Here is a 26,816-nt window from a genome sequence, read left to right as displayed (position 1 = left end):
AAGTTAGCAAGTTAGTAAGTTAGCAAGTTAGCAAGTTAGCAAGTTAGCAAGTTAGCAAGTTAATCAATGATAAACATCATCACCCTAATAATTGTTTAATTATTTTCAACCAAACCGATATAAATTTGTGTTGTAGGATCGACTTGCAAGCAAGTGATAAGGTTTTCTTTGATGAGCTCTAGCATAGCAATAAAGCTAACCACTACACCACTGCGGCCTTCGTCAAGAGTGAATAAGTCAGTGAAAGGAAGTTGCGTGCCGACTGTCGATAACTTTTGCAAAATTAAACTCATTCTTTCGCGAGTTGATAAAGCTTCAGCGGTTATTTGATGATGCTCAAAAGTTTTAGCTCGCGCCATCACATCACTGAGCGCAAATAGTAAATCTTTTAAATCAACATCAGGTAACAATTGAGCGTGCTCGCTCTGCTCAGGCACTAACGCATGGGCAATAAAAATATCGCGGCCAACACGTGGAATATCATCAAGGTTCTGCGCAGCTAGCTTAAATTGCTCATACTCTTGTAAACGACGAATTAATTCAGCCCGTGGATCTTCTTCTTCCTCAAGCTCTTCATGTTTTGGCAGTAATAGTCGTGATTTTATTTGTGCAAGTAATGCCGCCATCACCAAATATTCACCAGCAAGCTCCAATTGAAACTCGGTCATCATTTCAACATAACGGACGTATTGTTCAGTAATGCTAAAAATCGACAATTCCAGAATATCTAACTTATGTTTTTTTATTAAATATAGTAATAAATCAAGTGGCCCTTCAAAGGTTTCTAAAATAACTTCTAGAGCGTCTGGCGGAATATACAAATCTTCCGGGGTATTCATTACTTCTTTGCCATGCAAAAAAGCCAGCGGCAACTTTTGTTGCGCCGGCTCTCGTATTTGAGCTACATCATCAGTATGTAGTTCGTTCATGGTTTATCGGCGTAGTTATTCAAATGGAGCTGTATCGCCACAGCCTACACGCAGCACCTCAACAGTATCTTCTGACAGGTCGATCACTGTGGTTGCTTGCTCAGCTAAATAGCCGCCATGAATAATTAAATCAACTTGATTACCTATGCGATCACGTATCTCGTCCGGATCAGACTCAGTAAACTGCTCACCGGGTAAAATTAATGAACACGACATCAATGGCTCACCTAACTCGGCTAACAATGCGCAGGTAATTGGATGTTCTATTACACGAATACCAATGGTTTTTTTCTTGTCGTTTAACAAACGTTTTGGTACTTCTTTAGTGCCTTTAAAGATAAACGTATAAGGCCCGGGTGTATTGTTTTTAATTAATCTAAACAGTTGGTTATCTACTCGTGCATAAGTAGAAAGCTCAGATAGATCACGACATACTAAGGTAAAGTTATGGTGTTTTTCAATACCACGGATGCGCTCAATACGCTCTTTTGCTTGTTTGTTACCTAAATTACAGCCTATTGCATAGCCTGAATCGGTTGGGTATACCACCACACCACCTTGTTTGATAATGTCGACCGCTTGATTAATTAAGCGTGGTTGTGGATTATCTGGATGAATATGAAAAAAATCACTCATTTAGTTCTCCTGTTTGCCCTTCCCAAGTTTGCCAAACGCCTTGGCAATCTTTTGGCAAATATAAGTTTTTTCCTAATTCTAGCCAACTAGTAGGAAAATGAAAATCAGATCCTTGCGAACACAGTAAATCGTATTCACGGCTCAATTCGCCTAAAAACTGTCGCTCAGTTGGTGCTTGTTGTGGTTGTGCAACTTCCATTGCATCGCCACCGGCATCTTTAAACTGACTCAATAATTTGCGCAGCCATTTATTTGACATTTGATAACGCCCAGGGTGGGCAATCACAGCAACGCCACCTGCGGCATGAATGGCGGCAATGGCGGTTTGCATATCACACCAATCGCTTGGTACGTAACCCGTTTTAGCGCGGCCAAGGTATTTTTTAAACACCCCAGGAATTGTGGTTGCAACGCCACGAGCAATAAGTGCTCTTGCATAATGTGCACGGGTAATTTGTGCATCTGCGGCAAGCTCTTGCGCTTGTTGATAAATGCCATCAAAGCCATTTTTCTCTAAACGGCGACCAATCTCGACAGCTCTATCAGCACGTTTTTGCTGTTGGATAGTCAATAAGCTGGTCAGTGTTGACTCGTTGATATCTACGTTTAATGCCACGATGTGGATCTCAAAACTTTCCCACTTAGTGGAAATTTCAACCCCTGATATCAAGGTTAATGGTAGAGATTCGCTTTCTATATATGCTTGTGCAGGTTTAACCGCAGCAGTGGTGTCGTGATCAGTGATCGCAAACACATCTATCTTTTTTTCAACTGCACGCAATAATAATTGCTCAACAGTTAATTGCCCGTCAGAATGTGTGGTATGACTGTGTAAATCGTATTTTATCAAAAGAGAAGACTGCTCTTATTAAATGTGCGAAAGTTGTTATTAAGTATAACAAAATTTTTTAATAAATTGTTTTAAATAAATACTTGACACTAACGCCGTTGATACGGTTTACTGTAGTCACTTGAGACACAAATAGAACTACAACAATGATCAATTCAATCCAAAACACTATCTGGTGGTGGCACTCGTAAATTATCGGGTGACGAATTGTCGTGTCTAACACATTCTAAACCCGCTTATTGCGGGTTTTTTTATATTTAAATTTTAGGGTAACAAACATGAATAACGTAGCAACTCTTACACATCATTGGTGGTGGCGCCTGGTATAGCGGGACGGTAATGGTCTATCTGAAACATAGGTATCGTTATTCAAACCCCGCATAGCTTAGCTTGCGGGGTTTTATTTTTTTGAGGGAATGAGGTTTGATTTTTAGTCATATAACAACAACGCCAGGTGAAGTTACTAGCATCACCGAAGTGCGAGAATATATACATAGCCCATTGGCACTATATGGATTGCTTGATAAAGATAATTCATTACTGTTAGAGTCAGCAGAAATTGATTCTAAAGACAGTGTCAAAAGTTTAATTTTGGTAGATTGTGCACTAAAAATAATCTGCACAGGTAAAACAGTCACAGTAACGGCGCAATCTAATAATGGTCAGCAATTACTGCCTTATTTACAAACTAAATTAGAAAACTGCCATACTCAATTAAACAAGCAAACTCTCAGCATCGAATATCAAGGTATCGATCATAATATTGATGAAGCCTCAAAGCTGATTGCCGATAATGCTTTTAGTGCCTTGCGCTGTTGTATAAATAGTATCAGCAGCACCACAAACAATCCATTTTCGTTATTTTTAGGCGGTGTGTTTGCTTACGACATGGTAGCCAACTTTGAACAACTGAGTGATGTACCAGATGGAGAAAATAGCTGTCCTGATTACGTATTTTATTTAGCTGAAACCTTAGTGGTAATTGATCACCAAGCTAAAACCACTGAGCTGATTGGTAACGTTTTTAATGGCCCTGATGTGCATGCAAACTGTTTTGAAGTGGGTAAAAAGCTCGAACGTTTAAATACCTTATGCGACCAAGCCGATAGCTATAGTGCGCAGCAAAGTGCTGGCAGCAGTGACGTCAGTGTTGATATTAGTGACGAGCTCTATTGCCAACAGGTCAATAGTTTGAAAAAACACATTGTCGATGGCGATATTTTTCAAGTTGTGCCATCGCGTACCTTCTCGTTAGCTTGCGCCAACCCACTACATGCCTACAGCCAACTAAAAAAACAAAATCCAAGCCCGTACATGTTTTATATGCGCGACAGTGAATTTGCGTTATTTGGTGCCTCTCCTGAGTCAGCTTTAAAGTTTTGCGCTACATCACAACAAGTTGAAGTATATCCAATTGCAGGAACTCGCCCGCGAGGAAAGTTTGCTAATGGCCAAATTAATCCAGATTTAGACAGTCGTATTGAACTGGAACTGCGCAACGACCAAAAAGAGCGTGCTGAGCATTTAATGTTGGTTGATTTAGCACGAAATGACGTAGCTCGTATCAGTGTCCCGGGAACTCGCCACGCAAAAGAGCTATTAAAGGTCGACCGTTATTCGCAAGTAATGCATTTAGTGTCACGCGTTGTTGGCACATTAAAACCTCAGCTGGATGCCCTACACGCTTACCAAGCCTGTATGAACATGGGCACTTTAGTTGGTGCGCCTAAAGTCAGCGCGGCAGAGTTGGTAAGGCAAACTGAAGGTAAGCGCCGTGGTAGTTACGGTGGTGCGGTAGGTTATTTAACCGGTGACGGCGCCATGGACAGTTGCATTGTTATTCGCTCGGCCTTTGTTAAAAATAATACCGCGTATGTACAAGCCGGTGCCGGAGTTGTGTTTGACTCAGCCCCTCAATCTGAAGCCAATGAGACTCGTGCTAAAGCACAAGCGGTTATTACAGCCATTCAATCGACGTACCAAGGACACTAAAATGAGTGAAAACATCAACAACTTAACGGACTTAAAAATCTACTTTTTAGATAATTTTGATTCATTTAGTTATAACTTAGTCGATGAACTTTCTATGTTAGGCAGCGATTTAGTGGTATATCGTAACAACATAGACGCGCAGGTGATTTATGACAAAATGTGTGCGGAAACTAAACCAGTGATTTTAGTACTGTCGCCGGGCCCAGGCACCCCCACTGCGGCGGGCTGTTTAATGGCATTGATTGAACTATGCAAAGGCCGTTTTCCAATGTTGGGGATTTGCCTTGGTCAACAAGCACTAACACAAAGTTATGGCGGTATTATTGGCCATGCTGGAGAAACCGTACATGGTAAATCATCAATCATTGAGCTTGGTGAGCACCCAGTATTTGCAGGTATGGGGGAACGTATGCCTGTGGCACGTTATCATTCACTGATGGCCACGAAAGTACCCGACAGTGTTGCAGTGATAGCCCACTATGAGTCAATACCGATGGCAATTTATCATCGTGACGATAAAGCCCTTGGCTATCAATTTCATCCTGAGTCTATTTTGACGCCCAATGGCGCCGCGCTACTTCAACAAAGTATGCAATTTTTAGCCAGTGCACAGCAGTAGAGGATAGTATGTCAGTAAACCAACAATCAGCCAGTGAGGCGAGCATTGGCTCAATGATTGATGTGTTATTAACGCAAACATCATTAAGCTTTAGTCAAAGCCAACAGTTATTTGATGCCATTATGCAAGGCAAAGTAAATGACATCGAACTGGCAGCCATCTTAGTGGCACTGAAAATAAAAGGTGAAGTAAGCGACGAAATCGCAGGAGCTGCCGCATCAATGCGTGCTAATGCGATACCTTTTATTACTCACTTAACAAACCTTGTCGATAGTTGTGGCACTGGCGGCGATGGCTCAAACACTATTAATATTAGCACCACCGCCGCCATCGTTGCTGCAGCTTGCGGTATAAATATGGTCAAACACGGTAATCGCAGTGTTTCGAGTAACTCCGGCTCCGCTGATTTACTCAAAGCATTGGGCATCAATATAGACATGAACCCAGCACACGCGGCGCAGTGTTTAGAGCAAACCGGCTTTACATTCTTATTTGCTCCGCATTATCACAGCGGCGTACGCCATGCTATGGGTGTGCGAACGACTTTAAAAACCCGTACTATTTTTAATATTTTAGGGCCATTGGCAAATCCAGCAGCACCGGATGTGCAATTATTGGGGGTATATGATGAAAGTTTATGCTTAGCGATGGCACACACCTTAAAAACGTTAGGTACACCGCGCGCAATGGTCGTTCATGGCTCGGGTACCGATGAAATAGCCTTGCACGGTGAAACGACCGTCGCAGAGCTTAACAACGGAAAAATCAGCCAGTACACACTTACCCCTGCTGATTTTGGTCTTGCAAACTATTCACTTGAACAACTTGCCGGTGAAGGGCCAGAATATAACGCCAAGGCTAGCATGGCTATTTTAGCTGGTAACGGCACCGACGCGCACAATGCGGCCATTATTGTTAACGTTGCTGCGTTGCTTTATTTAACCAATAAAGCCGACGATTTTAAAAGTGCCGCAATGCAAGTTAAAGAGGTTTTACAAAGCGGCCGTGCATTGAATACCTTAAATGCCATTGTCATAAGCAGTAATAAAGAATACGCAAACTCCGAGGTAAGTAATGGCTAATGTATTAGACAAAATAGTTGCAGATAAAAAAATAGAGCTCATTGAACGCAAATCCAAGCGCCCTCTTGAGAGCTTTAAGCATCAAGCAATACCCACAAATCGTGATTTTTATAAAGCCCTTGCAGCGCCTGGCACTCAGTTTATTTTGGAATGCAAAAAGGCCTCGCCGTCAAAAGGCCTTATTCGAGAGCCGTTTGATTTAGCCGAGATCACCCGTGTTTATAAAAACTACGCTAGCTGCATCAGTGTGTTAACCGATGAAAAATATTTTCAGGGTAGTTTTGATTATCTCGAATTTGTGCGCAGTCAAGTAGAGCAACCATTGATCTGTAAAGATTTCTTTATTGATGAATACCAAATTTATTTGGCCCGTATTTATGGCGGCGATGCTATTTTATTAATGTTGTCAGTACTCGATGATACGCAATATCAATCGCTTGAAAAAGTTGCAAAAAGCCTAAACATGGCAATCCTCACCGAAGTGAGCAACGAAGCTGAAGTACATCGAGCCCTGGCACTCAATGCGCAAATTATTGGTATTAATAACCGTGATTTACGTGATTTGAGCACTAACTTAGCTACCACAGAGGCACTAAGAAAGCTTATTCCTGATAACAAAGTGGTTATTTCAGAATCAGGTATTTACACACACCAAGATGTAAAACGCTTGGCCCCGTTATGTAATGGCTTTTTAATCGGTAGTTCTCTGATGGCAGAGCGTGATTTAGAGCGCGCTTGTCGAAGCGTAATTTTAGGTGAAAACAAAGTTTGTGGCTTAACCCGTAGCCAAGATGCCATTGCCGCTTATGAAAGTGGTGCCGTTTATGGGGGGCTAATTTTTGCACCTAAATCCCCTCGATTTGTTGATTTAGATTGTGCAAAACAAGTTATGCAAAGTGCCCCGCTTGCCTATGTAGGCGTATTTGTAAACGCAACAATCGCAGACGTTGTCAATCATGCTCAGAGCTTAAAGCTTGCAGCAGTGCAATTACATGGCCAAGAAGACGCAGTCTATATAAACGAACTGCGTCCTTTGCTACCAAGTAATTGCCAGATTTGGAAGGCGCAAGCTGTGAAGGATAGCTTGCCAGCACCTGTCAATGGCGTTGATCGCCACTTATACGATACTCACAGCGATACGCAAGCTGGCGGTACCGGTAAGACCTTTGATTGGGCAATACTCAAAGAGACTAAGCAGCCATTTATGCTTGCTGGTGGCTTAAACCCAGAAAATATTCAAGGTGCATTATATCAAGGTGCGCATGGACTCGACCTAAATTCAGGGGTTGAGCAAAGCGCCGGTAAAAAATGCCCAAACAAATTAAATGATGCATTTATTAGCATCCGTAAATATTGAGGTTAATATGAATAATCCAGCTTATTTCGGCGAATTTGGCGGCATGTTTGTCCCAGAATTGCTAGTACCAGCACTTAAACAACTCGAAAACGAATTTAATAAATCGCAAACAGATCCGGCTTTTCAAGCTGAACTGGAAAAGTTACTTAATGAATATGCTGGCCGTCCTACGCCGCTGACATTAACGCGTAACTTAATTAAAAACCCAAAAGTAAAATTATACTTAAAGCGTGAAGACTTACTGCACGGTGGCGCGCACAAAACGAATCAGGTGTTAGGCCAAGCACTATTAACTCAACGCATGGGTAAAAAACAAGTTATTGCTGAAACAGGCGCAGGCCAACACGGCGTTGCAACGGCGCTTGCGTGTGCATTACTTGGTTTAAAATGCCGTATTTATATGGGCGCTAAAGACGTGGCACGCCAACAACCAAACGTATTTAGAATGAAACTAATGGGCGCTGAAGTGATCCCGGTTACTGCAGGCTCTGGCACATTAAAAGATGCCGTAAACGAAGCGCTTCGTGATTGGTCAGCAAATTATAAAGAAGCGCATTACTTACTTGGTACTGCTGCAGGTCCTCACCCATTCCCTACCATCGTTCGTGAGTTCCAAAAAGTGATTGGTGAAGAAGCGAAACAACAAGTATTAAAAGCTGAAGGTCGCCTACCTGATGCGGTACTTGCTTGTGTAGGCGGTGGCTCTAACGCCATTGGTATGTTTACAGATTTTATTGACGAGCCAAGTGTAAAACTCATTGGCGTAGAGCCCGCTGGCAAAGGGCTTGATACCCACGAGCACGGTGCAACAATCTGTAAAGGAACCAAAGGTATTTTGCACGGTACTTATACATATATAATGCAAAATGATGATGGCCAGATTGAGGAATCATATTCTGTCTCAGCGGGTCTTGATTACCCAGCTGTTGGCCCACAACATGCGTTTTTACATGAAACTGGCCGTGCGCAATATGTGGGTATTACAGATACCGAAGCATTAGAAGCATTCCAATTACTGGCTAAAAACGAAGGGATTATTCCTGCGCTCGAATCAAGTCATGCACTAGCTTATGCACTGAAGTATGCAGAGCAGCAAACTGAAGAGTCAATTTTAGTAGTGAATTTAAGTGGTCGCGGCGACAAAGACTTATCACACGTTATGGATGTACTTTCTAAAGGGGATCAGTTATGAGCCAGACAGCAATTCAAAAAACAGACCGCTACGGTAAAATGTTCGCCCGTTTAAGCGAGCTAAATCAAGGTGCATTTGTGCCGTTTGTTACAATTGGCGATCCAAATAAAGAACTGAGCGTTGAAATAATCAAAAGCTTAATTGATGGCGGCGCTGATGGCTTAGAGCTGGGTATTCCATTTTCAGACCCAATAGCAGATGGCCCAGTTATTCAAGCTGCCAATATTCGCGCTCTTAAAGTAAATATAAATACCCAAGATTGCTTTGATATCATCAAACAAGTACGCCAGTACAATGCTGATATCCCAATTGGTTTATTGTTGTATTCGAACTTAGTTTTTAAACGCGGTTTAGAGGCTTTTTACCAAGATGCCAAAGCAGTTGGCGTTGACTCAATTCTAGTTGCAGATGTGCCGCTTCATGAATCTAAAATGTTTCGCAAAGCGGCAATGAGTAATGGCATTGACCCCATTTTTATAGCCACGCCTAACGCATCTGATGACACTTTACGCGAATGTGCCTCTTATGGCCGTGGTTATACTTATTTGCTATCTCGTGCGGGTGTAACAGGCACAGAAACTAAAGCACAAATGCCGGCGACATCAATTGTCACTAAACTAAAAGAATACCACAGCGCCCCTGCGTTATTAGGTTTTGGGATTTCAACCCCTGATGATGTAAAAGCAGCACTTAATGCCGGTGCAGCGGGTGCTATATCTGGCTCGGCGGTAGTGAAAATTATTGAAGCGAATCTCGATACCCCTCAAGCTATGCTCAGTGGTTTACAACAGTTCGTAGCGAGCATGAAAGCTGCAACTGCGCTGTAAATTCATACTTCGAAAATAAGAAAAGGGCCTGTTGCGGCCCTTTTCTGGTAATCAAACGCGTTAAAGACTCTCTTTCAACGCTTTTGCTGCTTTAAATACAGGCTTGTTAGCGCCTTCAATGTCTATTGCCTCTCCCGTTTGTGGGTTGCGTCCTGTACGTGCGGGATAATAACTTAACGCAAACGTGCCAAAGCCATTTACTTGCACTTGATCACCTTCTGATAATGATTTAGTGATGGCTGCAAGCATGCTTGATAAAGCCGCTTGAGAATCTTTTTTAGTTAATTCACTGTGTGCAGACATTGCACTAATCAGTTGTGCTTTATTCATAAAATGCTCCTAAAAATACCGCTTACTCAGTCACTGTTCAGCAGATTTTGGTAATGATTGAATACAAAGGCACGCAGGCTAAGGGTTAGTAACTACTAAGTCAACCTTGTAAACAACACAATAAGTTGATACAACCTCTGCAACTATTTTTGGTTTTAAATTTTTGGGCATTCTATGCATGCAATAATTGAGTTTATTCCGCTAATTTTATTTTTTGCGGTATTCAAGTTAGTTGATATTTACTGGGCAACGGCATTATTAATGGGCACCACTTTTCTGCAGGTCGCTTATTCTTATTTTAAAATAGGCAAAGTACCTACACGCCAATGGTTATTTTTTGCCATTGCAGTGATTTTAGGCACTCTTACGCTGGTGTTTCATGATGAACAATTTGTGAAGTGGAAAGCCACTATCATCTACGCTGTGCTCTCATTAAGCTTATTGATCAGTCGCTACTTTCTTGGTAAAAATTTAGTTAAACAAGCACTCAGTGCCATTTTAAATAATGCATCAGACTCTGAGCAAGAAATTACCGTACCTGAGTCGCTTTGGGATAAACTCAACATATTGTGGATAGCGATCACAGCGGGAATATCAGCGTTAAATATCTATATCGCTTATAACTTTTCTCTCGATTTTTGGGTTAACTTTAAAGTGTTTGGCTTAATGGGGATCACATTTGTCAGTCTTTTTGCCACTATCATCATGTTGTATAAATATTTACCCGATGAAGATGAGCCCAAAGTAGACAATAAAAAGCGCTCTTAATGTCATAAATATGTCGTCTTAGCTTGTTAGCCTAGTATACAAAATCACGCTGAGACGACCTTGAACGCCAATCAATACCGCTGGTTTGAATTTACCTTTATATTTGTATGCCTTCCTTTGCTGGGTTTTTACCTTCGTGCCTACCTTGCTAATTGGCTGATCCCCGCGTTAATCGTGTTAATGAGTGTCTGCGGTATGTTGCTGCTAGGCGATCCCCACTTTAAACGCTTTAGACTTACCAGCCTTGGTCAATTTTCCGCAGTGAAACGCCGACTGTTTAGTTTCTTTTTTATCGGCGCACTGTTTTCAGGGGTTTTTTACGGGATCATTAATCAAGGTAATTGGTTTATGCTGCCTCGAAACTCATTTAATGACTGGTTAATGTTACTCGCGTTCTATCCATTATTGTCAGTCATGCCGCAAGAGTTGATATTTCGAACTTATTTTTTTCATCGTTATAAACGCATCATGCCAAAAAAAACGGTGCGCATAATTGTTAGCGCCACAGTATTTGCTTTAGCGCATATTGTTTATGCTAATTGGGTGGCAGTACTACTGGCATTTATAGGCGGGTTATTATTTGCATTTACCTATGCTCAAAGCCGCTCCACGTTTGTCTGCGTTATCGAACACAGCTTATGGGGACTGTGGATGTTTACATTAGGAATAGGTCAGTACTTAGATTCGGCAACAATCTCTTAACTGAAAAAGCCGTGCTAATGATACTTAACACGGCTTAATTATGGGAAGCTCAATTAGTTGTATTAATTAAAAACCGAAAATGCTCATAGCAAAAAACTTAGTCGCTACGGTATTAATAAATATAACTACTAAAATTACCGGAATAAAGGTTGATAGCGAAAAATTAACGTATTTTTCAGTAAAGCTACCTGCATAGCCTGGACAACCTTGGCTTAGCTCTTCACTTAAACGTACTTTTTTCCAGCGATACATCACGAATAAACATACCATTAAACCATTCAATGGCAAGATAGTGTCGTAAAATACATCATACACAATATCAAATAAGCTTTTAGACGCTCCACCATAGTTAGTAAATGAAGTTAACCCTTCAACCATACCAAACGACATAGTACATAACACTGTCAGTACACCGATGCTACCAGTTAATATCAGTAACGCCATTTTACGACTTATGCCTTTACGGTCACTTAGCGTAGCTGTTGGCACCTCAACGATGGATACCAACGAGGTAATTGCAGCAAAAAATACCAGCAAGAAAAACACAAACGCAACAATTGATGCACCAACATAGCCAATATCAGTTTGTAGCGCGAGTAAAATCTTTGGTAAAAACTCAAAAATCATCGACACAGATGAGTCAGACAATTTAGTAGGATCAGTATCTGGGTTAAAACTAAAGATAGCTGGTAGCACCATAAGACCGGCAATAAACGCCACCAGTGAATCAGTCAGTGCAACCATTTTAGCACTGCCAACAATGTCATCCTTTTTCGAGATATATGAAGCGTAAGTCATCAATATACCCATACCCAACGACAATGAGAAAAACGCTTGCGCTAATGCACCATTCAAGACACTGGCATTCATCTTAGAAAAATCAGGGATAATATAGTACTTAACGCCAGCCATAGCATTGTCTAGCGTCAATACATACGCCACTAATGCGATTAGCAATACGAACAATGCGGGCATTAAAAACTTAGCTGCTTTTTCAATCCCTTGCTTAACACCACCGACTAAAATCAAATTAACAATTAATGCCACGGCTGCCATATACGCAAACACGCTGGAACTATTAATAAACACCCCAAAGCTTTTTGGATCAGCCAACACATCTAAGTTCCCAACCGCAACTTGGCTTAAGTAACCAAAAATCCAGACTGTAATAACCATGTAAAACACTGCAATCATAAACGGGGTTAATACTGCTAAAAAGCCAGCAAAACTCCACTTAGCATCATTACCTGATAATAACTTGTAAGAGCCTAGTGGATCTTTTTGTGCTTGGCGTCCCATTGCCATCTCTGCCATCATTACCGGCAAACAAATAAACACAACAAATAGCGCGTAAACGAGCAAAAATGCACCACCACCATTTTTTGTTGCTGAGACTGGAAAACCAACCAAGTTACCAATACCGACCGCAGAGCCAGCAGCTGCTAATATAAATCCGAGGCGGGAGCTAAAATGCTCACGAGTATCGCTCATTTAAAAACCTTATTATTATTTTGTACCATTCAAGCGACTCTACCAGTGTTGTGCTGGGCTTTTCAAGCAGATTCCACTTAAAAATATAATGATACTGTAAACCTTAGAGGTTGTTGTTCTTTTAAGATTAAAATTTGTTCAAGCTAACAGTGATTAAATCGCAGCATCAGTTTATAGCCTCGAAAGTTAACTAAAAACTGCGTAAAGCTTTCGCGCTTTAGTAAGACTCTAAACTAATCGCAATTTATTCGCCTATTAATTTTGCTGTGCTAATATCAGCATAATTCCAATAATATTGAAATCCAGAGAACACACCATGTTGTATATGATTTACTCAACTGATGTTGAAAATAGCTTAGAATTAAGAAAAGCCGCCCGCCCTGCTCATTTAGCACGCTTGCAAGAATTAGAGGAGCAAGGCCGATTACTGACAGCAGGTCCATTACCTGCCATTGATAGCGCCGAGCCAGCTGACGCTGGTTTTACTGGCTCTTTAGTGATTGCAGAATTTAGCTCATTAGAAGCGGCTCGCGAATGGGCTGCAGCAGATCCTTACGTAAACGGTGGCGTATATGAAAACTCACAAGTTAAACCGTTTAAGAAAGTTTTTCCTGGCTAAGTAAAACCAACAACCAAACTGGATTACACTGTTTAAATGAACCAGAATTTAATGCAATGGCTATAAGACTTAGAGCCAAATCACCACAATTCAGTGTTTGTTCACCGGATGTTAATTAAACTCTGTTGCATTGAATCATCAGATTTAGTGATTTTTCACTTGAATTATAGCTACTTGGTTCATTAAACTATTCAGGTCTGGTTTAGGAGTTTTTCATCATGCGTACTGTGTTAGCTCTCAGCGTCGCCATCACTGTGCTATTTTCGAGTGTTTTTTCGACTAGTAGCCAAGCTGCATCTCAAGTCAATAAAGCTGAGATCAATAAAAAACAAGCTGTTGAGCTTGCTAAAAAAGTCGAAGATGGTAAAACTCTTAAAATTACCGTACTTAACGATATTTATACTGTAAGAATATTAAAATCGGACGGCCATGTCGTCGACGTTCATGTCAATAAAAAGACCGGCGAAGTGAAGAAGGATTAAGAAATGCGAATTTTAGTAATTGAAGATGATTTACACTTAGCAGACAATCTGCGTAATGCATTAGAAAAAGAACGTTATAGTGTCGATCTCTGTCATGATGGCGAAGCTGGTTTATTTCACATCACAGAATATCCTCTTGATATGGCGGTAGTTGATTTAGGCTTACCAAAAATCGATGGTATTGAACTGATCAATAAAGCCCGTGCACAAGGGGTCACCATTCCAATCCTGATTTTAACAGCACGTGACCGTTGGCAAGATAAAGTTGAAGGACTTGATGCTGGTGCTGATGACTATTTAACTAAACCATTTCATGTTGAAGAGTTAATAGCGCGGTGTAATGCGTTAATTCGTCGTAGCGCAGGTAAAGCAAATCCTGAAATGACTGCTGGGCCTATTAAAATTCATACCCGCTCACAACAAGTGTGGGTTGATGACCGAGAACTAAGTCTCACCGCATACGAATACAAAGTGCTTGAGTATTTAATGGTTAATCCACAAAAAGTGATTTCTAAATCTGAGCTTACAGAGCACATATATGATCAAGACTTTGATTTAGATTCAAATGTAATCGAAGTATTCGTACTGCGCTTACGTAAAAAGCTTGACCCTGATGGTACTTTAAATCCAGTAGAAACACTACGCGGACGCGGTTACAGGCTTAAAAGTCAGTGGTAGCATCGCAAATACCGTTAAAAGTAAGGCAAGGATTTATCCTTGTCTTTGTTTTATTAGTCGCTTTACCTATCCTATTCTTCTCTATTGGTAAGGCGTACTACGCTTCATTAGTCGAAGCCACCGAAAAAACCCTCGAAGCCCATTTATATTCTTTAATTTCAGAAGTCGATTTTACTGAGCGCGGCATTATCATGCCCAGCACTATTTTAGCTCCTGAATTGAATCGTTTAAACTCTGATACTTATGCGATGATCTATCGTGAAGAGCAGCCTGTATGGCACTCTGAGTCGGCGGTAAATGTTAACTTTGTGCCTGACGAACTAGAAACCAAAGCAGGCGCTGCCGATTTTCGTCGTGTGGAATATAAAAATACCGTGTATTGGCAACTTAGCCTAACCGTTATTTTAAATAACATTGACCAGTCAGAGCATGCTCGCTTTATTTTATTAAAACGCAATGATGCTCTACTGCGCTTAATGGATGGTTTTAAACAAACCCTTGTAAACTGGATGTACGTCATGGGTGTAGCCATTGCAGCATTAATGGCTGTGGGTTTTGTGTGGAGCGCGCGGCCGTTGCAACGACTGGATAAAGAAATAAAAGCCATTGAGTCAGGTGATATTCAAGAAATTAAAGGACTTTATCCTGTTGAGCTGCAAACTATAAAAGCCGATTTAAATTTACTACTCGAAACTCAGCAACGCCAAAAAGAGCGCTATCGTGCGTCTTTAAGCGACTTAGCTCACGCGCTTAAAACGCCACTGGCAGTATTAAAATCGAGCCCGCTTGCCAACGATGCCGATGCCCAAGAGCAGCTTGACCGTATAAATGTGATGATCGAACACCAATTAAAACGTGCTGCAACAGGTGCATCTGATACTTGGAAAAAACAAACAGCCATTAAGCCGGTGCTCGATTCAATCCTCAATGCAATGAGTAAAGTTTACCGCGATAAAGATATTATTTTTACCCATGCGGTTAAAGACAAAGATTACTTTTTAGGTGACAAAACTGATTTACTCGAACTACTCGGTAACTTAATTGATAACGCCTGTAAAGCTTGTCGTTCACAAGTCGATATCCAAGTCATTCAAAAACGCAATCTCACCATCGCTATTAGTGATGATGGGCCCGGTGTGCCGATTGATAAACGCGAATCCTTACTTACTCGAGGTACCCGCTTGGACACCTACGAAAGCGGGCATGGTGTCGGTATGGCGATTGTGTCAGATTTAGTAAAGTCGTATCACGGTACCCTGACTATTTTAGATGCTGATACCTTAGGCGGCGCGAAATTTATTTTAGAGTTTAACTATAATGATAAAAAATAGTCGGTTAACAACAATCTCAGCACTACTTTTAGCACTGAGTACAACAACGTTTGCAGCAGAAGAGCAATGTACTGTCGTTGAGCAAGCAACACCTGATGAAGCTAAAAAATATATTCAATGTTTAGATAAACAAATAGAAAGCTTAACCCGCATTCAACAAACCTGGATAAATAAAATCACTTTAGATTTAAATAAGATCCAAGAAGATAGCGGTAACACTCAGTTACTACCAATCTTTAAACGTAGCATTATTAGTCATGATAAGTACGTGGAAGACAGCTGTAAATGGCGTTATTTACACAAAGTACCTAACGCCACCCAAGCTGCTATTGTATATAAACGCTGTGAATTGCGTATGTTAGAGCAGCACATCACTGTATTAAAACAACCTATCTAACCACCACTGTGGCTATTTAGACGGTGACTCGATTTCTTCACCATTACCCAAAAGAGTCGCTAACCAACGTCCTTCATCACTAGTTTCTAGGGCAATTTTAACAATCATCGTCAGTGGCACCGATAACAACATACCTACAGTGCCAATCAGCCAGCCCCAAAAGATCAGTGATAAAAATACCACTAAGGTCGACAACCCTAAACCTTTGCCCATGTACTTTGGTTCGACTATATTACCCATCACGGTATTAATAGTTAAATAACCTGCACCTACGATCCCTGCGACCAAGGGTCCTTGTGTGATCAAAGCTAATAAAACAGCTGGGATAGCGGCAATAATAGAGCCAATATTAGGGATGTAATTAAACATAAATGCCATTACTCCCCATAACACGAAGTAGTCAACATTTAAGATCCACAGTAGTAGCCCGGCTAATACACCAGTACCAACACTCACCACTGTTTTGATCGCTAAATAAGAATTAATAGAATTTAAAAAACGGTCTATTTGCTGCATTTTCATATCAGGATCGTCTAATGCCATATGAATTTTATGACTAAGCATAGGCCCTTCAAAAAGCATAAATACCACAGTTAAAATAATTAAGAACAAATTTGCCATCACGCCACCTAAGCCAGTCAGCATACCGGTGGCAACATCAATCATTTTTCCTGGGTCGAACATTGATATAACTTGCTCTTTATTGAGCAAAATATTGTACTTGGCAGCAACATCAACCAACCAAATAAACTCATCCTGTAACTTACTTTTATATTCAGGTAAATGCTGTGAAAAGTCAGTCAATGATTGCCCGACTAAGCTGGCAAGGCTAACCCCTAAGCCAACCACCATCAACATCACTAACATAATCGCGATGCCTTTAGGTATTTTGTACCGACCAAAAAAACTTAATAAAGGACTACAAATAATGGCAATAAATGCTGCAAGTACAAACGGAATGACAATTACACTTGCCGCTTTAATACCGGCTAAAGCAACCACCAACGCTGCAAAGATAACTAAACTTTTGTTTACCCCAGTTAAACTAGCCAAACTACAATCCTTTAAAATATAAACTGCAGCTAGTGTATGTGAAAAGTCTGTAGAATGAAATATTTGCAAAGTGATCAAAGCAGCCTACCCTACGTATAACCAATAAATAATTACTAAAAGAGTTTTATATTGCTATGCATATCTTAATAACTGGCGCAACAGGCCTGATCGGTCGTCATTTGTGCCCTGAGCTGAACAAAGAACATCAATTGACAGTGCTCACCCGCAATCCTGCAAATGCGACAAAACTGTTAGGTGAGAACATTCATACGACTGACTCCCTTGAAGAGGTTGATTTTAATAATCTCGATTGCATTATTAATTTAGCCGGTGAACCCATCGTAAATAAACGCTGGAGCGACAAACAAAAACAAATACTGCGAGACAGCCGTATTTCGCTCACTCAACAAATTAGCGCTGCAATTAACCAATGCGATACACCGCCGCATACTTTTATATCAGGCAGTGCGGTCGGATTTTACGGTCGCCAATCCACCAGTGTAATTGACGAAAGCTTTGTTGATGTGACCCCTGAATTTAGTCATCAACTATGCCATGATTGGGAACAAGCCGCCCTGCAAGCAGAATCAGTCAATACTCGAGTATGTTTATTACGTACCGGTATCGTTTTAGCTAACAATGGTGGTGCATTAGCCAAAATGTTACCACCATTTAAATTAGCACTAGGTGGTCCTATTGCTGATGGCCAGCAAGGCATGTCATGGATACATATCGAGGATATGATTAATTTAATTATACATATTATCAATAACGTGCAACTCAGCGGCGCAATTAATATGACCGCTCCAACACCTGTATCAAATAGCGAATTTAGTCAAAGTTTAGGTAAGGTATTAAATCGACCAGCAAAAATAACTATGCCTGCATGGGTACTAAAATTAGTAATGGGTGAAATGGCAGATTTGCTGCTTTACGGACAATATGTACAACCAACTAAAGCACTTGATAGCAACTATTGCTTTCGTTATAAAAAATTAGACAGTGCACTTACAAACCTATTACAATAAATGCAGCAATTTAATACTACCTTGCTATTTAAATACTAATACATAATAATTATAACAACAGTGACTAAAGCAGCTCGATTAAACAAGGCAGATTCATAATGCTACATTTACCTACTGTGATGAGCATATCATTACTTTTGAATGTCCTGATCGGCGGCTTTTTTTTTACCGTTTATAATTATAAAAAACAACCCTGTTATTTATACTTAGGCGGGTCGTGTATGGTATTTGTGGCCGCGCAAATTTTAGCATGCCTGCGAATAGTGCTTGATAACCCTTTTATTACGCACTATCTGGCTGATATGTGCATCATAATTAGTCCTATACTCGCTCTTATTGGTTTGCAGAAAGTAACTAACCTCACTAAAAATACTAACCGGCACTTTTTAACCTTAGTGATTGTCAGTGCAATTGTGTTACTACCAATCTATGCTATTACAGCAGGCCAATTGGTGACAAGTATTGTTATTGCAACACTCTTTATTTACGGCGCATGTTTAGTTCATAAGATGAAATGCGTAGCACCAATGCAACAAAAAATCTTGTCCGGCTGTTTTATTAGCCATTGTTTGATCATGTATATACAAGCATTTATGTTATTAGCTCCTTTGGTTAGTAATTCTGCAACTGATTATAGTCTTTGGCTACAAATAATTTTAGTAAGCCATGTCATTCTAGCGACTGCTACAGCTTTGGTATTGCCGTTTTTATTATTTGTAAATATTGAAGAAAACCTTCAGCGACTAGTCAATCACGATGTGCTCACCCGCCTCTTAAATAGACGTGGTTTTTTTATGCAAGGTGAAAAACTCCTCAAACAAGGCGTTGCATATCAGCAATCATTTTCGATAGTTATGATCGATATTGATTACTTCAAAAGTGTTAATGATAAATATGGTCACAGCACAGGTGATACCGCTATTAAATGGATCGCGCAACATATCATGGCACAGCTAAATGATAACGATATTGCTGCGCGAATTGGTGGTGAAGAGTTTGCTTTATTACTCCCTGATCAATCTCTTAATCAAGCTCAGGTAACTGCTCAAAAACTCTGTGATGCAATTAGAGGGCATAGCTTACGTTTTAAAGGAAACACTATTAATTTATCAGTAAGTGTGGGAATTAGCAGTAGTTATGATGCCAATGCTTCAATTAAAACACTGTTAGATCAAGCCGATAAACGCTTATATATCGCTAAAGCAAAAGGGAGAGATCAAGTGGTTATTAGTGATCAACAAACCGACCATGTTGCCAACGGTGTTATGTAACCGAACTGAATTGTAATTTTTTAAGCACTGAGTCCACTGAGTATAACCACTGATTAAACTTAGCCTGGTGTCTTTGTCATATACAAACAATTAGCAAGTGGTATTGGCTCTGGGTAATCAGCAAGCACAAAGCCAAGTTTTTTATACGCTTTAATCGCACTTTTGTTATGAGCTAATACAAATAAAGAACATGTTTGCGTAGCTAAAGTTGATTGACCTAGTTCACTGAGCTGCGTAATTAGTGTTGCTACAATGCCACCACCACGATACTCAGGGTTAACCACTAACCTACCTAGATGACAACGACCAATACGTAAATAAAACTGACCAAAAGCCATTAGCGTATTATCATCAGCAAGCAATACAAATGAGTTTATTTCATCAAGTTTTAAACCCTTTTTGAAAGAATTAAAATCGTACGGGTATCTAAAATTAGGCCCAGCCCATGCATGAACTTCTTCTTCATTTAAAAACCATGACATGATTTCTTTTATGTGGGTATTTCTGACGTGAGTTAACAACATAACGACTCTTACTTAATCTCGGGAAGTACGATATATTCCATGTTAATTGATAACAAACAATACGTTATAAATATACCAACCGCAATTAGATAATAACAATAAGGTACTTTTTACTTATGCTAATTGCTACTCCATCATTCAATTAGCCTCCCGTTTAAGTTCAGTTGTTTTCATATTTATGGGCATAAAAACCATGCGAACACTCATTTACCTAATAAAGTTACAAAGATGAAAATAAAAAATAATTGACCGATAATTATATATAAAACAATAAACACCACATCCAAATAAACAAATTTAATACATTTTAGCTGCAATAAATTAAACACAGTTGTTGACGCAACATAAAAATTACACTAGCCTTTCTGGAAGCGCTTCCACAGAAATTAATACAAGCCGCTATGGAAGCGCTTCCACACACAGTGATACCGCCGCATTTTTGTGGCGAGTAAATAATAATGATAACAGTACGAGGGAAGTCTAATGTCCAAGCATATTTTAATGAAAACAAAGTTAGCCACCAGCTTATCTTTGATTTTAGGTGCCGCAACCACTATGTCTACGTTTGCCGCCGAGGTTGAACAACAAAGTGAATTAGAAGTGATTCAAGTCACCGGTTTTAAAGGCAGTATCAAAGAATCAACTCAGCTTAAGCGTTACTCTTCTGGGGTTGTTGATGCCATTTCTGCAGAAGACATTGGTAAATTTCCAGACACTAATTTAGCTGAATCGCTGCAACGCATTACCGGTGTTTCAATTGACCGCAGCAATGGTGAAGGTTCTAAAGTGACGGTGCGTGGTTTTGGTCCAGATTATAATATGGTGACATTAAACGGACGTACAATGCCTGCGGCCTCTCTTCCTGCTGGTGGTGGTGCTCCAAACTCTCGAGCCTATGATTTTGCTAATCTTGCCTCAGAAAGTGTGAAATCAGTGGAAGTATATAAAACAGGTAAAGCAAGCATCGCATCTGGTGGCATTGGTGCAACCATTAATATCAATACTGCTCGTCCGCTTGATAACCCTGGCCTAGTTGCCAATATTGGTGTTAAAGCACAGCACGATACAACTAACCGTGTCGGCGATGATGTTACTCCAGAAATTTCAGGGATCTTTAGCTGGACAGATGAAGATGCTAAATTTGGTGCTTCACTCACAGCAAGTATGCAACAGCGTGATAGTTCAGCAACCGGGGCATTTGTTGGCGAATGGCGCACCACAGAATATGATGGCACCATCCCTCAAGCAGCAGATGACATTGTATTAGAAAATGCTCCTGCGATGGGCCAGTATTATTCAATGCCATCAGACTTGCGCTACACCATTGCAGATCGTGAGCGAACTCGTACTAATGCTCAATTAACATTGCAATACAGCCCTATTGACTCGTTTACCGCAACACTTGATTATACTTACTCACAGCAAGAGTTATTTGAAGCCCGTGCAGAGCAATCAATTTGGATGGACAACTATAAAACCCATTTAACATTTGATGACAATGCTGTTAAAACACCTATTTATTACCGTGAAGAACGCCGCGACTTATCCACTCGCGACTTAGGCTTAGCATTACAAGAGCAAAATCAAGTAAACGAAAATAATTCAATCGGTTTAAACCTTCAATACTACTTTAGTGATCAACTGAACTTTACGTTTGATGCCCACAGCTCAAAAGCCACCAGCAAACCCGATGCGCCTTATGGTAGTTGGATAAATGCAGGCTTAGGTGCCAATGTCGTGGCCGCACAACAAGTTGACTTTAGCCGTGACTTACCCTCTATGGTAATAGATTTCGATGACTGTAGTCGCACAAATCTAAACTGCTCAGGAGCGCTTGATCAAGCTGATGTAGGTAGCTCAATTTTAGATGCAAACTTTGCAAGTCAAGAATCAACCGTTGATGAATTTCGACTACACGGTAGTTATCTCATAGACAACGGCAGTATCGACTTTGGTATTGAGTCACGCTCAATGGAAAGTCACTCTTTACAATCGCTAACACGTAATACAATGGGTAACTGGGGCATTGAAAACCCTGGTGAACTACCCGATGGCTATTTAGATCCAACTAATTTTTTAGCCGAATTTGATGATTACGATACCAGTGGTTCGTTTGATCAAGGCTTTACCGGTAGTGCTTCACAGATTGGTTACTGGGCGGCAGATCAATACGGGTTCAATTTTGCGGCTGATGGCGCCTTTGCAACAAATCGCACTATTGAAGAAGATATTCAAGCGGCATTTGTACAATATAATTACAGTAACGAAATCAATGGTATGGTATTTAACCTTGTGATTGGTGCGCGCTATGAAACAACCGATATTACCTCAACTGCTAATATTGATTTACCTGATGCAGTTGCATGGGAAGGTAACAACGACTTTAATGTGCGTTACGGCACCAATAAAGATGACTATTCCTTGAGCTCAAGCTATAACCATTTTTTACCTAGCTTAGATTTTAACATTAACGTTATTGAGGATGTGACTCTTCGCGCCTCTTACAGTACCACTATTGCCCGCCCTACTTACGACAATTTAAGTTCTGCGGCAACGGTAGGTGTACCTACCGGCCCTTCGATCATTCCAGGCACCACTAATGCACCAGCAGCAACTGGTAACCCTAGCCTTGTCCCACTTGAATCGAATAATTTTGATGTATCTGCTGAGTGGTACTTCACTGATCTAAGTTATGTGTCGATTGGTTACTTTAATAAAAAAGTAGATAATTTTATTGGTCTATCACCAATGACTCAAAACTACTACGGCTTACGCGATGCATCTGCGGGTCCAAGAGCACAAGCAGCCAAAGCAGAGCTTGAGGCACAAGGTCTTGCGTTTACTGATTCAAATTTATTCCAAATGGTCGCTGCAATGGAAAATGGTGTAGCATTTGACTCGATGAGCTATGAAGAATTTGAAGCCGCTTACGACGTTCTACCAAACAGTGATGACCCACTGATGGACTTTACGGCACAAGTACCAACCAACAGTAAAGATGCCAAAATTGATGGTTATGAATTTGCCGTACAACACTTCTTTGGCGACACGGGTTTTGGCTTACAAGCTAACTACACCATAGTAAATGGTGATATTGATTATAATGTAGCCGCTGATCCAACCGTCACACAATTTGCCCTCGTTGGCTTAAGCGACACAGCTAACTTTATAGCCATGTACGAAAACGATAAGTTTCAGGCGCGTATCGCCTATAACTGGCGTGATAAATTCTTAAACAGTGCTGCCCGTTACGTTAACGAACCGGGCTTTACAGAAGAGTATTACCAAATTGATTTTAATATTGCTTACAACTACAGTGAACAAATGTCGTTCTTTGTCGAAGGGCTTAACATTACTGAACAAAATATGCGCCAACATGGCCGGTATGAAGCACAGTTATGGAATTTAGAACAAAATGGTGCACGCTATAATATTGGTATGCGTTATAACTTCTAAGCAAGGGTTATTGACTCATTAACGCCATGAGTATTAAGCCGCTAGTTGTTAGCGGCTTTTTGCGTTGCAGGTTAATAGCAATTTTATTAAAACAACAGAGCACACAATGAATAATAAAATACAACACATTGTGGTATTAGGTGGTGGCGCAGCAGGTTGGCTAAGTGCAGGGCTATTAGCCGCTGAACACCCTAAACAAAAGGTTACCTTAATAGAGTCTGCAAACATTGCTATTTCAGGTGTAGGCGAAGGCACTTGGCCGTCTATGCGCAATACGCTCAAGCGAATTGGTATCGAAGAAATAGATTTTATACGTCACTGCGATGCTTCATTTAAGCAAGGTTCAAAATTCATAAACTGGCGTAACATAAATATAGGCGAAAACTACTATCATCCGTTTATGACTCCCGAAGGCTATTTAGAAACCGATTTACACGCTTACTGGCAACATCATGCAAGCACTCAAAAATATGCCGACGCCGTTAATATGCAAAGCTTTGTTTGCCAAGCAGCACTTGCACCTAAGCAGTTACACACACCAGAATACGCGGCGGTCACTAATTACGGCTATCATCTTGATGCCGGTAAGTTTGCCACATTTTTAAAACACCACTGCGTAGAAAAACTCAATGTGCATCATATTATTGATGACGTCATCGAAGTAAAAAATAGTCATGACGATTATATTCATTCACTCACCACCATAAAGCACGGTGACATAGACGGCGACTTATTCATTGATTGTACCGGTGCTCGGGCGCGTTTGATTGGTGAGCACTATGGCGCAACGCTTATCACACAAGATCATATTCTTTTTAATAATAGCGCTATCGCTGCACATCTCCCTTATAACGATAATCAACAAGAGATCGCCTCAGCCACTTTATCAACGGCGCAGCCACATGGTTGGATCTGGGATATTGGTCTACCGAGTCGTCGTGGTATCGGTTATACCTATAGCGATAAATACTGCGATGAACAAACCGCTGTGAACACCTTAAAGAGCTATGCTGCGCTATCTGTTGGTGAACAAGTCGCCGAGCAAATACAAACTCGCAAGCTGAGTTTTCTTCCTGGTTACCGCACACAGTTTTGGGTAAAAAACTGTGTTGCTGTTGGTATGTCGCAAGGTTTTATAGAGCCACTTGAAGCATCAGCACTGGCGATGGTGGAGCTTTCAATCAGCATGTTAAGCGAACAAATGCCGCAAAACCGTACTCATATGGACTTGCTGGCTAAACGATTTAATCAGCGCTTTAGTTATCGCTGGCAGCGAGTAATCGACTTTTTAAAGTTACATTACATATTAAGTGAACGTGATGATAGTCAATACTGGCGTGATATAAAAAAACCATCGAGCATTCCTACTCGTTTGAATGAATTGCTGGCACTTTGGCAATATCAACCACCAAGCAGGTTTGATTTAATTGAAAACGAAGAGGTATTCCCCTCTGCCAGCTATCAATATGTATTGTATGGAATGGGCTTTCACACGCAAAATACAACAGCAGAAAATACCTTTAATAACGCTAAAGCTGGGCAGTATTTTTATCAGCAAAACCGTGAAAAAATTGCCAAATACTTACAAGGGTTACCAACAAATCGCGCATTATTAAATCAACTTTTAAACAATAAGGCTTAACCTGACAATGACACACAACAAACCTATAAAAAATGTGGTTATCGCTGGCGGTGGTACAGCTGGTTGGATGGCTGCGGCTGCATTCAGTAAACTCGTTGGTAAAAATATCAATGTCACCCTTATCGAATCCGACGACATTGCTACGGTTGGTGTTGGTGAAGCTACTATTCCACCGATCCGCACTTTTCATAAATTACTTGGCATAAATGAGCAAGCATTTATGAAAGCTACCCAAGCAAGCTTTAAATTAGGGATCAGTTTTGAAAACTGGGGCGAAAAAAACACCGATTATATTCACTCATTTGGCATGACGGGCAAAGAATGCTGGGCAGGTGAATTTCATCATTTTTGGCTACACAGCTTAACATTAGGACTTGAATCCGAGTTTGGTGATTACTGTTATGAACTGCAAGCAGCTAAACAAGGTAAGTGTGCTTTTAATCAGCAAAATCCAATTAATTATGCATTTCATATGGATGCGAGTCGTTATGCATTATTCCTACGTGAATTTTCAGAACAACTAGGGGTTAAACGTCTAGAGGGAAAAATAATCCACGTTAATAAATGCGCCACTTCGGGCTTCATAAACAGCCTAACTCTTGCAGATGAAAGTATCGTAAATGGTGATTTTTTTATTGATTGTACCGGCTTTAACGGACTACTTATTGAACAGGCTTTGCATACCGGCTATGAAGATTGGTCACACTTACTGCCGTGCGATAGCGCAATTGCAGTACAAACTAGAGCCATTAGCGATGATATAGTGCCTTATACCCGCTCAATTGCACATGATGCAGGCTGGCAGTGGCAAATTCCTCTGCAACAGCGCGTAGGTAATGGTCTAGTGTATTGTAGCCGTTATTTAAACGATACTGATGCAAAGCAGCTTTTACTCAGTAATATTCAAGGTGAAACTCTCACTGAACCCAAAGTAATTAAATTTAAAACTGGCCGCCGACGCAAAGGCTGGAACAAAAACTGCCTTGCTCTGGGGCTTGCCAGTGGCTTTGTTGAACCCCTTGAATCTACCAGTATTCATTTAATTATGTCGGGCATTATTCGCTTTATCCGGCTATTTCCATTTGATGGTATTACCGAACAAGCAATCCACGAATACAACAAACAGCTAAAAAGTGAGATTGAAAACATTCGTGATTTTATTGTCTTGCATTATAAAGTCACTGATCGCACTGATAGCGAATTTTGGCGTCATTGTAAAAATATGGAAGTGCCTGATACCCTTGTTCATAAAATTAGTTTATTCAAAGAAACTGGGCGGGTATTTTTAGATGACGGCGATATTTTTAGAGTCGACTCATGGGTGCAAGTAATGTTGGGTCAAGGTCTCAAACCCAAACAATACCATTTAATTGCAAGCCTGATGAGTGATGATGAGTTAAGCCACTTTCTGAACAGTATCAAACAGCAAATTGCTCAACGCGTGGCACAATTGCCAACACATAAAGCATTCTTACAACAATATTGTCTTGCTGAATAATCTGAGTGAGCATAAAAAGCCCTTTAAAAACGTAAAGGGCTTTGCACAACACAACAAAATCA

25 protein-coding genes are annotated in these 26,816 nt (G+C 40.5%); 18 read left to right on the top strand and 7 right to left on the bottom strand.

Annotation, left to right across the window (positions count from 1 at the left end; translation table 11 throughout):
- Positions 1-95: 95 nt before the first annotated feature.
- The 3 genes from H5186_RS17815 to H5186_RS17805 are packed head-to-tail and all read right to left on the bottom strand — an operon-like array spanning position 96 to position 2,415.
- On the bottom strand, positions 96-929 hold the full coding sequence (locus H5186_RS17815) for a ScpA family protein (RefSeq protein ID WP_149981003.1): 834 nt from the start codon (positions 927-929) through the stop codon (positions 96-98).
- Positions 930-944: 15 nt separating this feature from the next.
- Entirely contained in the window at positions 945-1,565 is a 621-nt protein-coding gene (locus H5186_RS17810; protein WP_145233655.1) for an L-threonylcarbamoyladenylate synthase, read from the bottom strand.
- The gene (locus H5186_RS17805) at positions 1,558-2,415 is read right to left on the bottom strand and encodes an RNase RNM (protein WP_182718907.1); all 858 of its coding nucleotides are present in this window, start codon (positions 2,413-2,415) and stop codon (positions 1,558-1,560) included. The genes H5186_RS17810 and H5186_RS17805 overlap by 8 nt, the downstream gene beginning before the upstream one ends.
- Positions 2,416-2,838: 423 nt before the next feature.
- On the opposite strand from H5186_RS17805, the gene H5186_RS17800 reads away from it, so the two are divergent.
- From H5186_RS17800 to trpA, 6 genes are read left to right on the top strand one after another with little or no spacing between them, the layout of a single operon-like run.
- The gene (locus tag H5186_RS17800; RefSeq protein ID WP_182794745.1) at positions 2,839-4,407 is read left to right on the top strand and encodes an anthranilate synthase component 1; all 1,569 of its coding nucleotides are present in this window, start codon (positions 2,839-2,841) and stop codon (positions 4,405-4,407) included.
- 1 nt (position 4,408) lies between these two features.
- The gene (locus H5186_RS17795; protein ID WP_182718905.1) at positions 4,409-5,026 is read left to right on the top strand and encodes an aminodeoxychorismate/anthranilate synthase component II; all 618 of its coding nucleotides are present in this window, start codon (positions 4,409-4,411) and stop codon (positions 5,024-5,026) included.
- A gap of 53 nt (positions 5,027-5,079) precedes the next feature.
- On the top strand, positions 5,080-6,108 hold the full coding sequence (gene trpD, locus H5186_RS17790) for an anthranilate phosphoribosyltransferase (RefSeq protein WP_149981183.1): 1,029 nt from the start codon (positions 5,080-5,082) through the stop codon (positions 6,106-6,108).
- Positions 6,101-7,465 (top strand): bifunctional indole-3-glycerol-phosphate synthase TrpC/phosphoribosylanthranilate isomerase TrpF, encoded by a 1,365-nt coding sequence (gene trpCF, locus H5186_RS17785; protein WP_145233647.1) that lies wholly within the window; start codon positions 6,101-6,103, stop codon positions 7,463-7,465. Before trpD ends, trpCF begins: the two co-directional genes overlap by 8 nt.
- 7 nt (positions 7,466-7,472) lie before the next feature.
- Positions 7,473-8,657 carry a tryptophan synthase subunit beta gene (trpB, locus tag H5186_RS17780; protein ID WP_145233645.1) on the top strand — a complete coding sequence of 395 codons (1,185 nt, stop codon included), beginning with the start codon at positions 7,473-7,475 and terminating at the stop codon, positions 8,655-8,657.
- Entirely contained in the window at positions 8,654-9,484 is an 831-nt protein-coding gene (trpA, locus tag H5186_RS17775) for a tryptophan synthase subunit alpha (RefSeq protein WP_182794744.1), read from the top strand. Before trpB ends, trpA begins: the two co-directional genes overlap by 4 nt.
- A 60-nt stretch (positions 9,485-9,544) precedes the next feature.
- Here trpA and H5186_RS17770 read toward each other — a convergent pair whose 3' ends face one another.
- The gene (locus tag H5186_RS17770; RefSeq protein WP_145233641.1) at positions 9,545-9,814 is read right to left on the bottom strand and encodes an HU family DNA-binding protein; all 270 of its coding nucleotides are present in this window, start codon (positions 9,812-9,814) and stop codon (positions 9,545-9,547) included.
- A 174-nt stretch (positions 9,815-9,988) separates the two neighbouring features.
- On the opposite strand from H5186_RS17770, the gene H5186_RS17765 reads away from it, so the two are divergent.
- Together H5186_RS17765 and H5186_RS17760 are read left to right on the top strand one after the other, a co-directional pair.
- Positions 9,989-10,582: an inner membrane-spanning protein YciB gene (locus H5186_RS17765; protein WP_145233638.1), complete on the top strand. Its 594-nt coding sequence runs from the start codon at positions 9,989-9,991 to the stop codon at positions 10,580-10,582.
- A gap of 60 nt (positions 10,583-10,642) precedes the next feature.
- Positions 10,643-11,284 carry a CPBP family intramembrane glutamic endopeptidase gene (locus H5186_RS17760; RefSeq protein ID WP_145233636.1) on the top strand — a complete coding sequence of 214 codons (642 nt, stop codon included), beginning with the start codon at positions 10,643-10,645 and terminating at the stop codon, positions 11,282-11,284.
- 66 nt (positions 11,285-11,350) lie between these two features.
- Here H5186_RS17760 and H5186_RS17755 read toward each other — a convergent pair whose 3' ends face one another.
- Positions 11,351-12,775, bottom strand: coding sequence for a sodium-dependent transporter (locus tag H5186_RS17755; protein WP_182718902.1), 1,425 nt, complete (start codon positions 12,773-12,775; stop codon positions 11,351-11,353).
- 316 nt (positions 12,776-13,091) lie between these two features.
- Here H5186_RS17755 and H5186_RS17750 point away from each other — a divergent pair, with 316 nt between their 5' ends.
- From H5186_RS17750 to H5186_RS17730, 5 genes are all read left to right on the top strand, one after another.
- Positions 13,092-13,394 (top strand): YciI family protein, encoded by a 303-nt coding sequence (locus H5186_RS17750; protein ID WP_182718901.1) that lies wholly within the window; start codon positions 13,092-13,094, stop codon positions 13,392-13,394.
- A 218-nt stretch (positions 13,395-13,612) separates the two neighbouring features.
- Positions 13,613-13,876, top strand: coding sequence for a PepSY domain-containing protein (locus H5186_RS17745; RefSeq protein WP_145233630.1), 264 nt, complete (start codon positions 13,613-13,615; stop codon positions 13,874-13,876).
- A 3-nt stretch (positions 13,877-13,879) separates the two neighbouring features.
- Entirely contained in the window at positions 13,880-14,554 is a 675-nt protein-coding gene (locus H5186_RS17740; RefSeq protein WP_058558569.1) for a response regulator transcription factor, read from the top strand.
- On the top strand, positions 14,548-15,885 hold the full coding sequence (locus H5186_RS17735; protein WP_149980994.1) for an ATP-binding protein: 1,338 nt from the start codon (positions 14,548-14,550) through the stop codon (positions 15,883-15,885). Before H5186_RS17740 ends, H5186_RS17735 begins: the two co-directional genes overlap by 7 nt.
- Positions 15,872-16,282: a hypothetical protein gene (locus tag H5186_RS17730; RefSeq protein WP_149980993.1), complete on the top strand. Its 411-nt coding sequence runs from the start codon at positions 15,872-15,874 to the stop codon at positions 16,280-16,282. The genes H5186_RS17735 and H5186_RS17730 overlap by 14 nt, the downstream gene beginning before the upstream one ends.
- A 12-nt stretch (positions 16,283-16,294) precedes the next feature.
- Here the strand turns inward: H5186_RS17730 and H5186_RS17725 are convergent, their stop codons facing one another.
- Positions 16,295-17,335, bottom strand: coding sequence for an AI-2E family transporter (locus H5186_RS17725; protein WP_149980992.1), 1,041 nt, complete (start codon positions 17,333-17,335; stop codon positions 16,295-16,297).
- Between the two features lie 134 nt (positions 17,336-17,469).
- On the opposite strand from H5186_RS17725, the gene H5186_RS17720 reads away from it, so the two are divergent.
- Positions 17,470-18,363 carry a TIGR01777 family oxidoreductase gene (locus tag H5186_RS17720; RefSeq protein ID WP_182794743.1) on the top strand — a complete coding sequence of 298 codons (894 nt, stop codon included), beginning with the start codon at positions 17,470-17,472 and terminating at the stop codon, positions 18,361-18,363.
- A 221-nt stretch (positions 18,364-18,584) separates the two neighbouring features.
- Positions 18,585-19,634 carry a GGDEF domain-containing protein gene (locus H5186_RS17715; RefSeq protein ID WP_182718898.1) on the top strand — a complete coding sequence of 350 codons (1,050 nt, stop codon included), beginning with the start codon at positions 18,585-18,587 and terminating at the stop codon, positions 19,632-19,634.
- Between the two features lie 59 nt (positions 19,635-19,693).
- Here H5186_RS17715 and H5186_RS17710 read toward each other — a convergent pair whose 3' ends face one another.
- A complete protein-coding gene (locus tag H5186_RS17710; RefSeq protein ID WP_259400365.1) occupies positions 19,694-20,158 on the bottom strand; it encodes an N-acetyltransferase in 465 nt (154 codons plus the stop codon).
- A gap of 483 nt (positions 20,159-20,641) precedes the next feature.
- Here H5186_RS17710 and H5186_RS17705 point away from each other — a divergent pair, with 483 nt between their 5' ends.
- The 3 genes from H5186_RS17705 (at position 20,642) to H5186_RS17695 (ending at position 26,754) form a co-directional block, all read left to right on the top strand.
- The gene (locus H5186_RS17705; RefSeq protein WP_149980989.1) at positions 20,642-23,614 is read left to right on the top strand and encodes a TonB-dependent receptor; all 2,973 of its coding nucleotides are present in this window, start codon (positions 20,642-20,644) and stop codon (positions 23,612-23,614) included.
- 106 nt (positions 23,615-23,720) lie between these two features.
- Positions 23,721-25,256: a tryptophan halogenase family protein gene (locus H5186_RS17700; RefSeq protein WP_182739222.1), complete on the top strand. Its 1,536-nt coding sequence runs from the start codon at positions 23,721-23,723 to the stop codon at positions 25,254-25,256.
- A 7-nt stretch (positions 25,257-25,263) separates the two neighbouring features.
- The gene (locus H5186_RS17695; RefSeq protein WP_182739221.1) at positions 25,264-26,754 is read left to right on the top strand and encodes a tryptophan halogenase family protein; all 1,491 of its coding nucleotides are present in this window, start codon (positions 25,264-25,266) and stop codon (positions 26,752-26,754) included.
- Positions 26,755-26,816: the final 62 nt, after the last annotated feature.

It is taken from the genome of Pseudoalteromonas sp. SG41-2 (assembly GCF_014164535.1).
GTDB lineage: Bacteria > Pseudomonadota > Gammaproteobacteria > Enterobacterales > Alteromonadaceae > Pseudoalteromonas > Pseudoalteromonas rhizosphaerae.
Note: the sequence above shows the minus strand (reverse complement) of the source record. Positions and strands in the feature narration are given on the sequence as shown.

What these genes read in the sequence shown, in the direction of transcription:
- H5186_RS17815 (WP_149981003.1), bottom strand. Translation starts at nt 929, where the DNA reads ATGAACGAACTACATACTGATGATGTAGCTCAAATACGAGAGCCGGCG.
- H5186_RS17810 (WP_145233655.1), bottom strand. Translation starts at nt 1,565, where the DNA reads ATGAGTGATTTTTTTCATATTCATCCAGATAATCCACAACCACGCTTA.
- H5186_RS17795 (WP_182718905.1), top strand. Translation starts at nt 4,409, where the DNA reads ATGAGTGAAAACATCAACAACTTAACGGACTTAAAAATCTACTTTTTA.
- trpD (WP_149981183.1), top strand. Translation starts at nt 5,080, where the DNA reads ATGATTGATGTGTTATTAACGCAAACATCATTAAGCTTTAGTCAAAGC.
- trpCF (WP_145233647.1), top strand. Translation starts at nt 6,101, where the DNA reads ATGGCTAATGTATTAGACAAAATAGTTGCAGATAAAAAAATAGAGCTC.
- trpB (WP_145233645.1), top strand. Translation starts at nt 7,473, where the DNA reads ATGAATAATCCAGCTTATTTCGGCGAATTTGGCGGCATGTTTGTCCCA.
- trpA (WP_182794744.1), top strand. Translation starts at nt 8,654, where the DNA reads ATGAGCCAGACAGCAATTCAAAAAACAGACCGCTACGGTAAAATGTTC.
- H5186_RS17770 (WP_145233641.1), bottom strand. Translation starts at nt 9,814, where the DNA reads ATGAATAAAGCACAACTGATTAGTGCAATGTCTGCACACAGTGAATTA.
- H5186_RS17765 (WP_145233638.1), top strand. Translation starts at nt 9,989, where the DNA reads ATGCATGCAATAATTGAGTTTATTCCGCTAATTTTATTTTTTGCGGTA.
- H5186_RS17755 (WP_182718902.1), bottom strand. Translation starts at nt 12,775, where the DNA reads ATGAGCGATACTCGTGAGCATTTTAGCTCCCGCCTCGGATTTATATTA.
- H5186_RS17750 (WP_182718901.1), top strand. Translation starts at nt 13,092, where the DNA reads ATGTTGTATATGATTTACTCAACTGATGTTGAAAATAGCTTAGAATTA.
- H5186_RS17745 (WP_145233630.1), top strand. Translation starts at nt 13,613, where the DNA reads ATGCGTACTGTGTTAGCTCTCAGCGTCGCCATCACTGTGCTATTTTCG.
- H5186_RS17740 (WP_058558569.1), top strand. Translation starts at nt 13,880, where the DNA reads ATGCGAATTTTAGTAATTGAAGATGATTTACACTTAGCAGACAATCTG.
- H5186_RS17730 (WP_149980993.1), top strand. Translation starts at nt 15,872, where the DNA reads ATGATAAAAAATAGTCGGTTAACAACAATCTCAGCACTACTTTTAGCA.
- H5186_RS17720 (WP_182794743.1), top strand. Translation starts at nt 17,470, where the DNA reads ATGCATATCTTAATAACTGGCGCAACAGGCCTGATCGGTCGTCATTTG.
- H5186_RS17715 (WP_182718898.1), top strand. Translation starts at nt 18,585, where the DNA reads ATGGTATTTGTGGCCGCGCAAATTTTAGCATGCCTGCGAATAGTGCTT.
- H5186_RS17710 (WP_259400365.1), bottom strand. Translation starts at nt 20,158, where the DNA reads ATGTTGTTAACTCACGTCAGAAATACCCACATAAAAGAAATCATGTCA.
- H5186_RS17705 (WP_149980989.1), top strand. Translation starts at nt 20,642, where the DNA reads ATGTCCAAGCATATTTTAATGAAAACAAAGTTAGCCACCAGCTTATCT.
- H5186_RS17700 (WP_182739222.1), top strand. Translation starts at nt 23,721, where the DNA reads ATGAATAATAAAATACAACACATTGTGGTATTAGGTGGTGGCGCAGCA.
- H5186_RS17695 (WP_182739221.1), top strand. Translation starts at nt 25,264, where the DNA reads ATGACACACAACAAACCTATAAAAAATGTGGTTATCGCTGGCGGTGGT.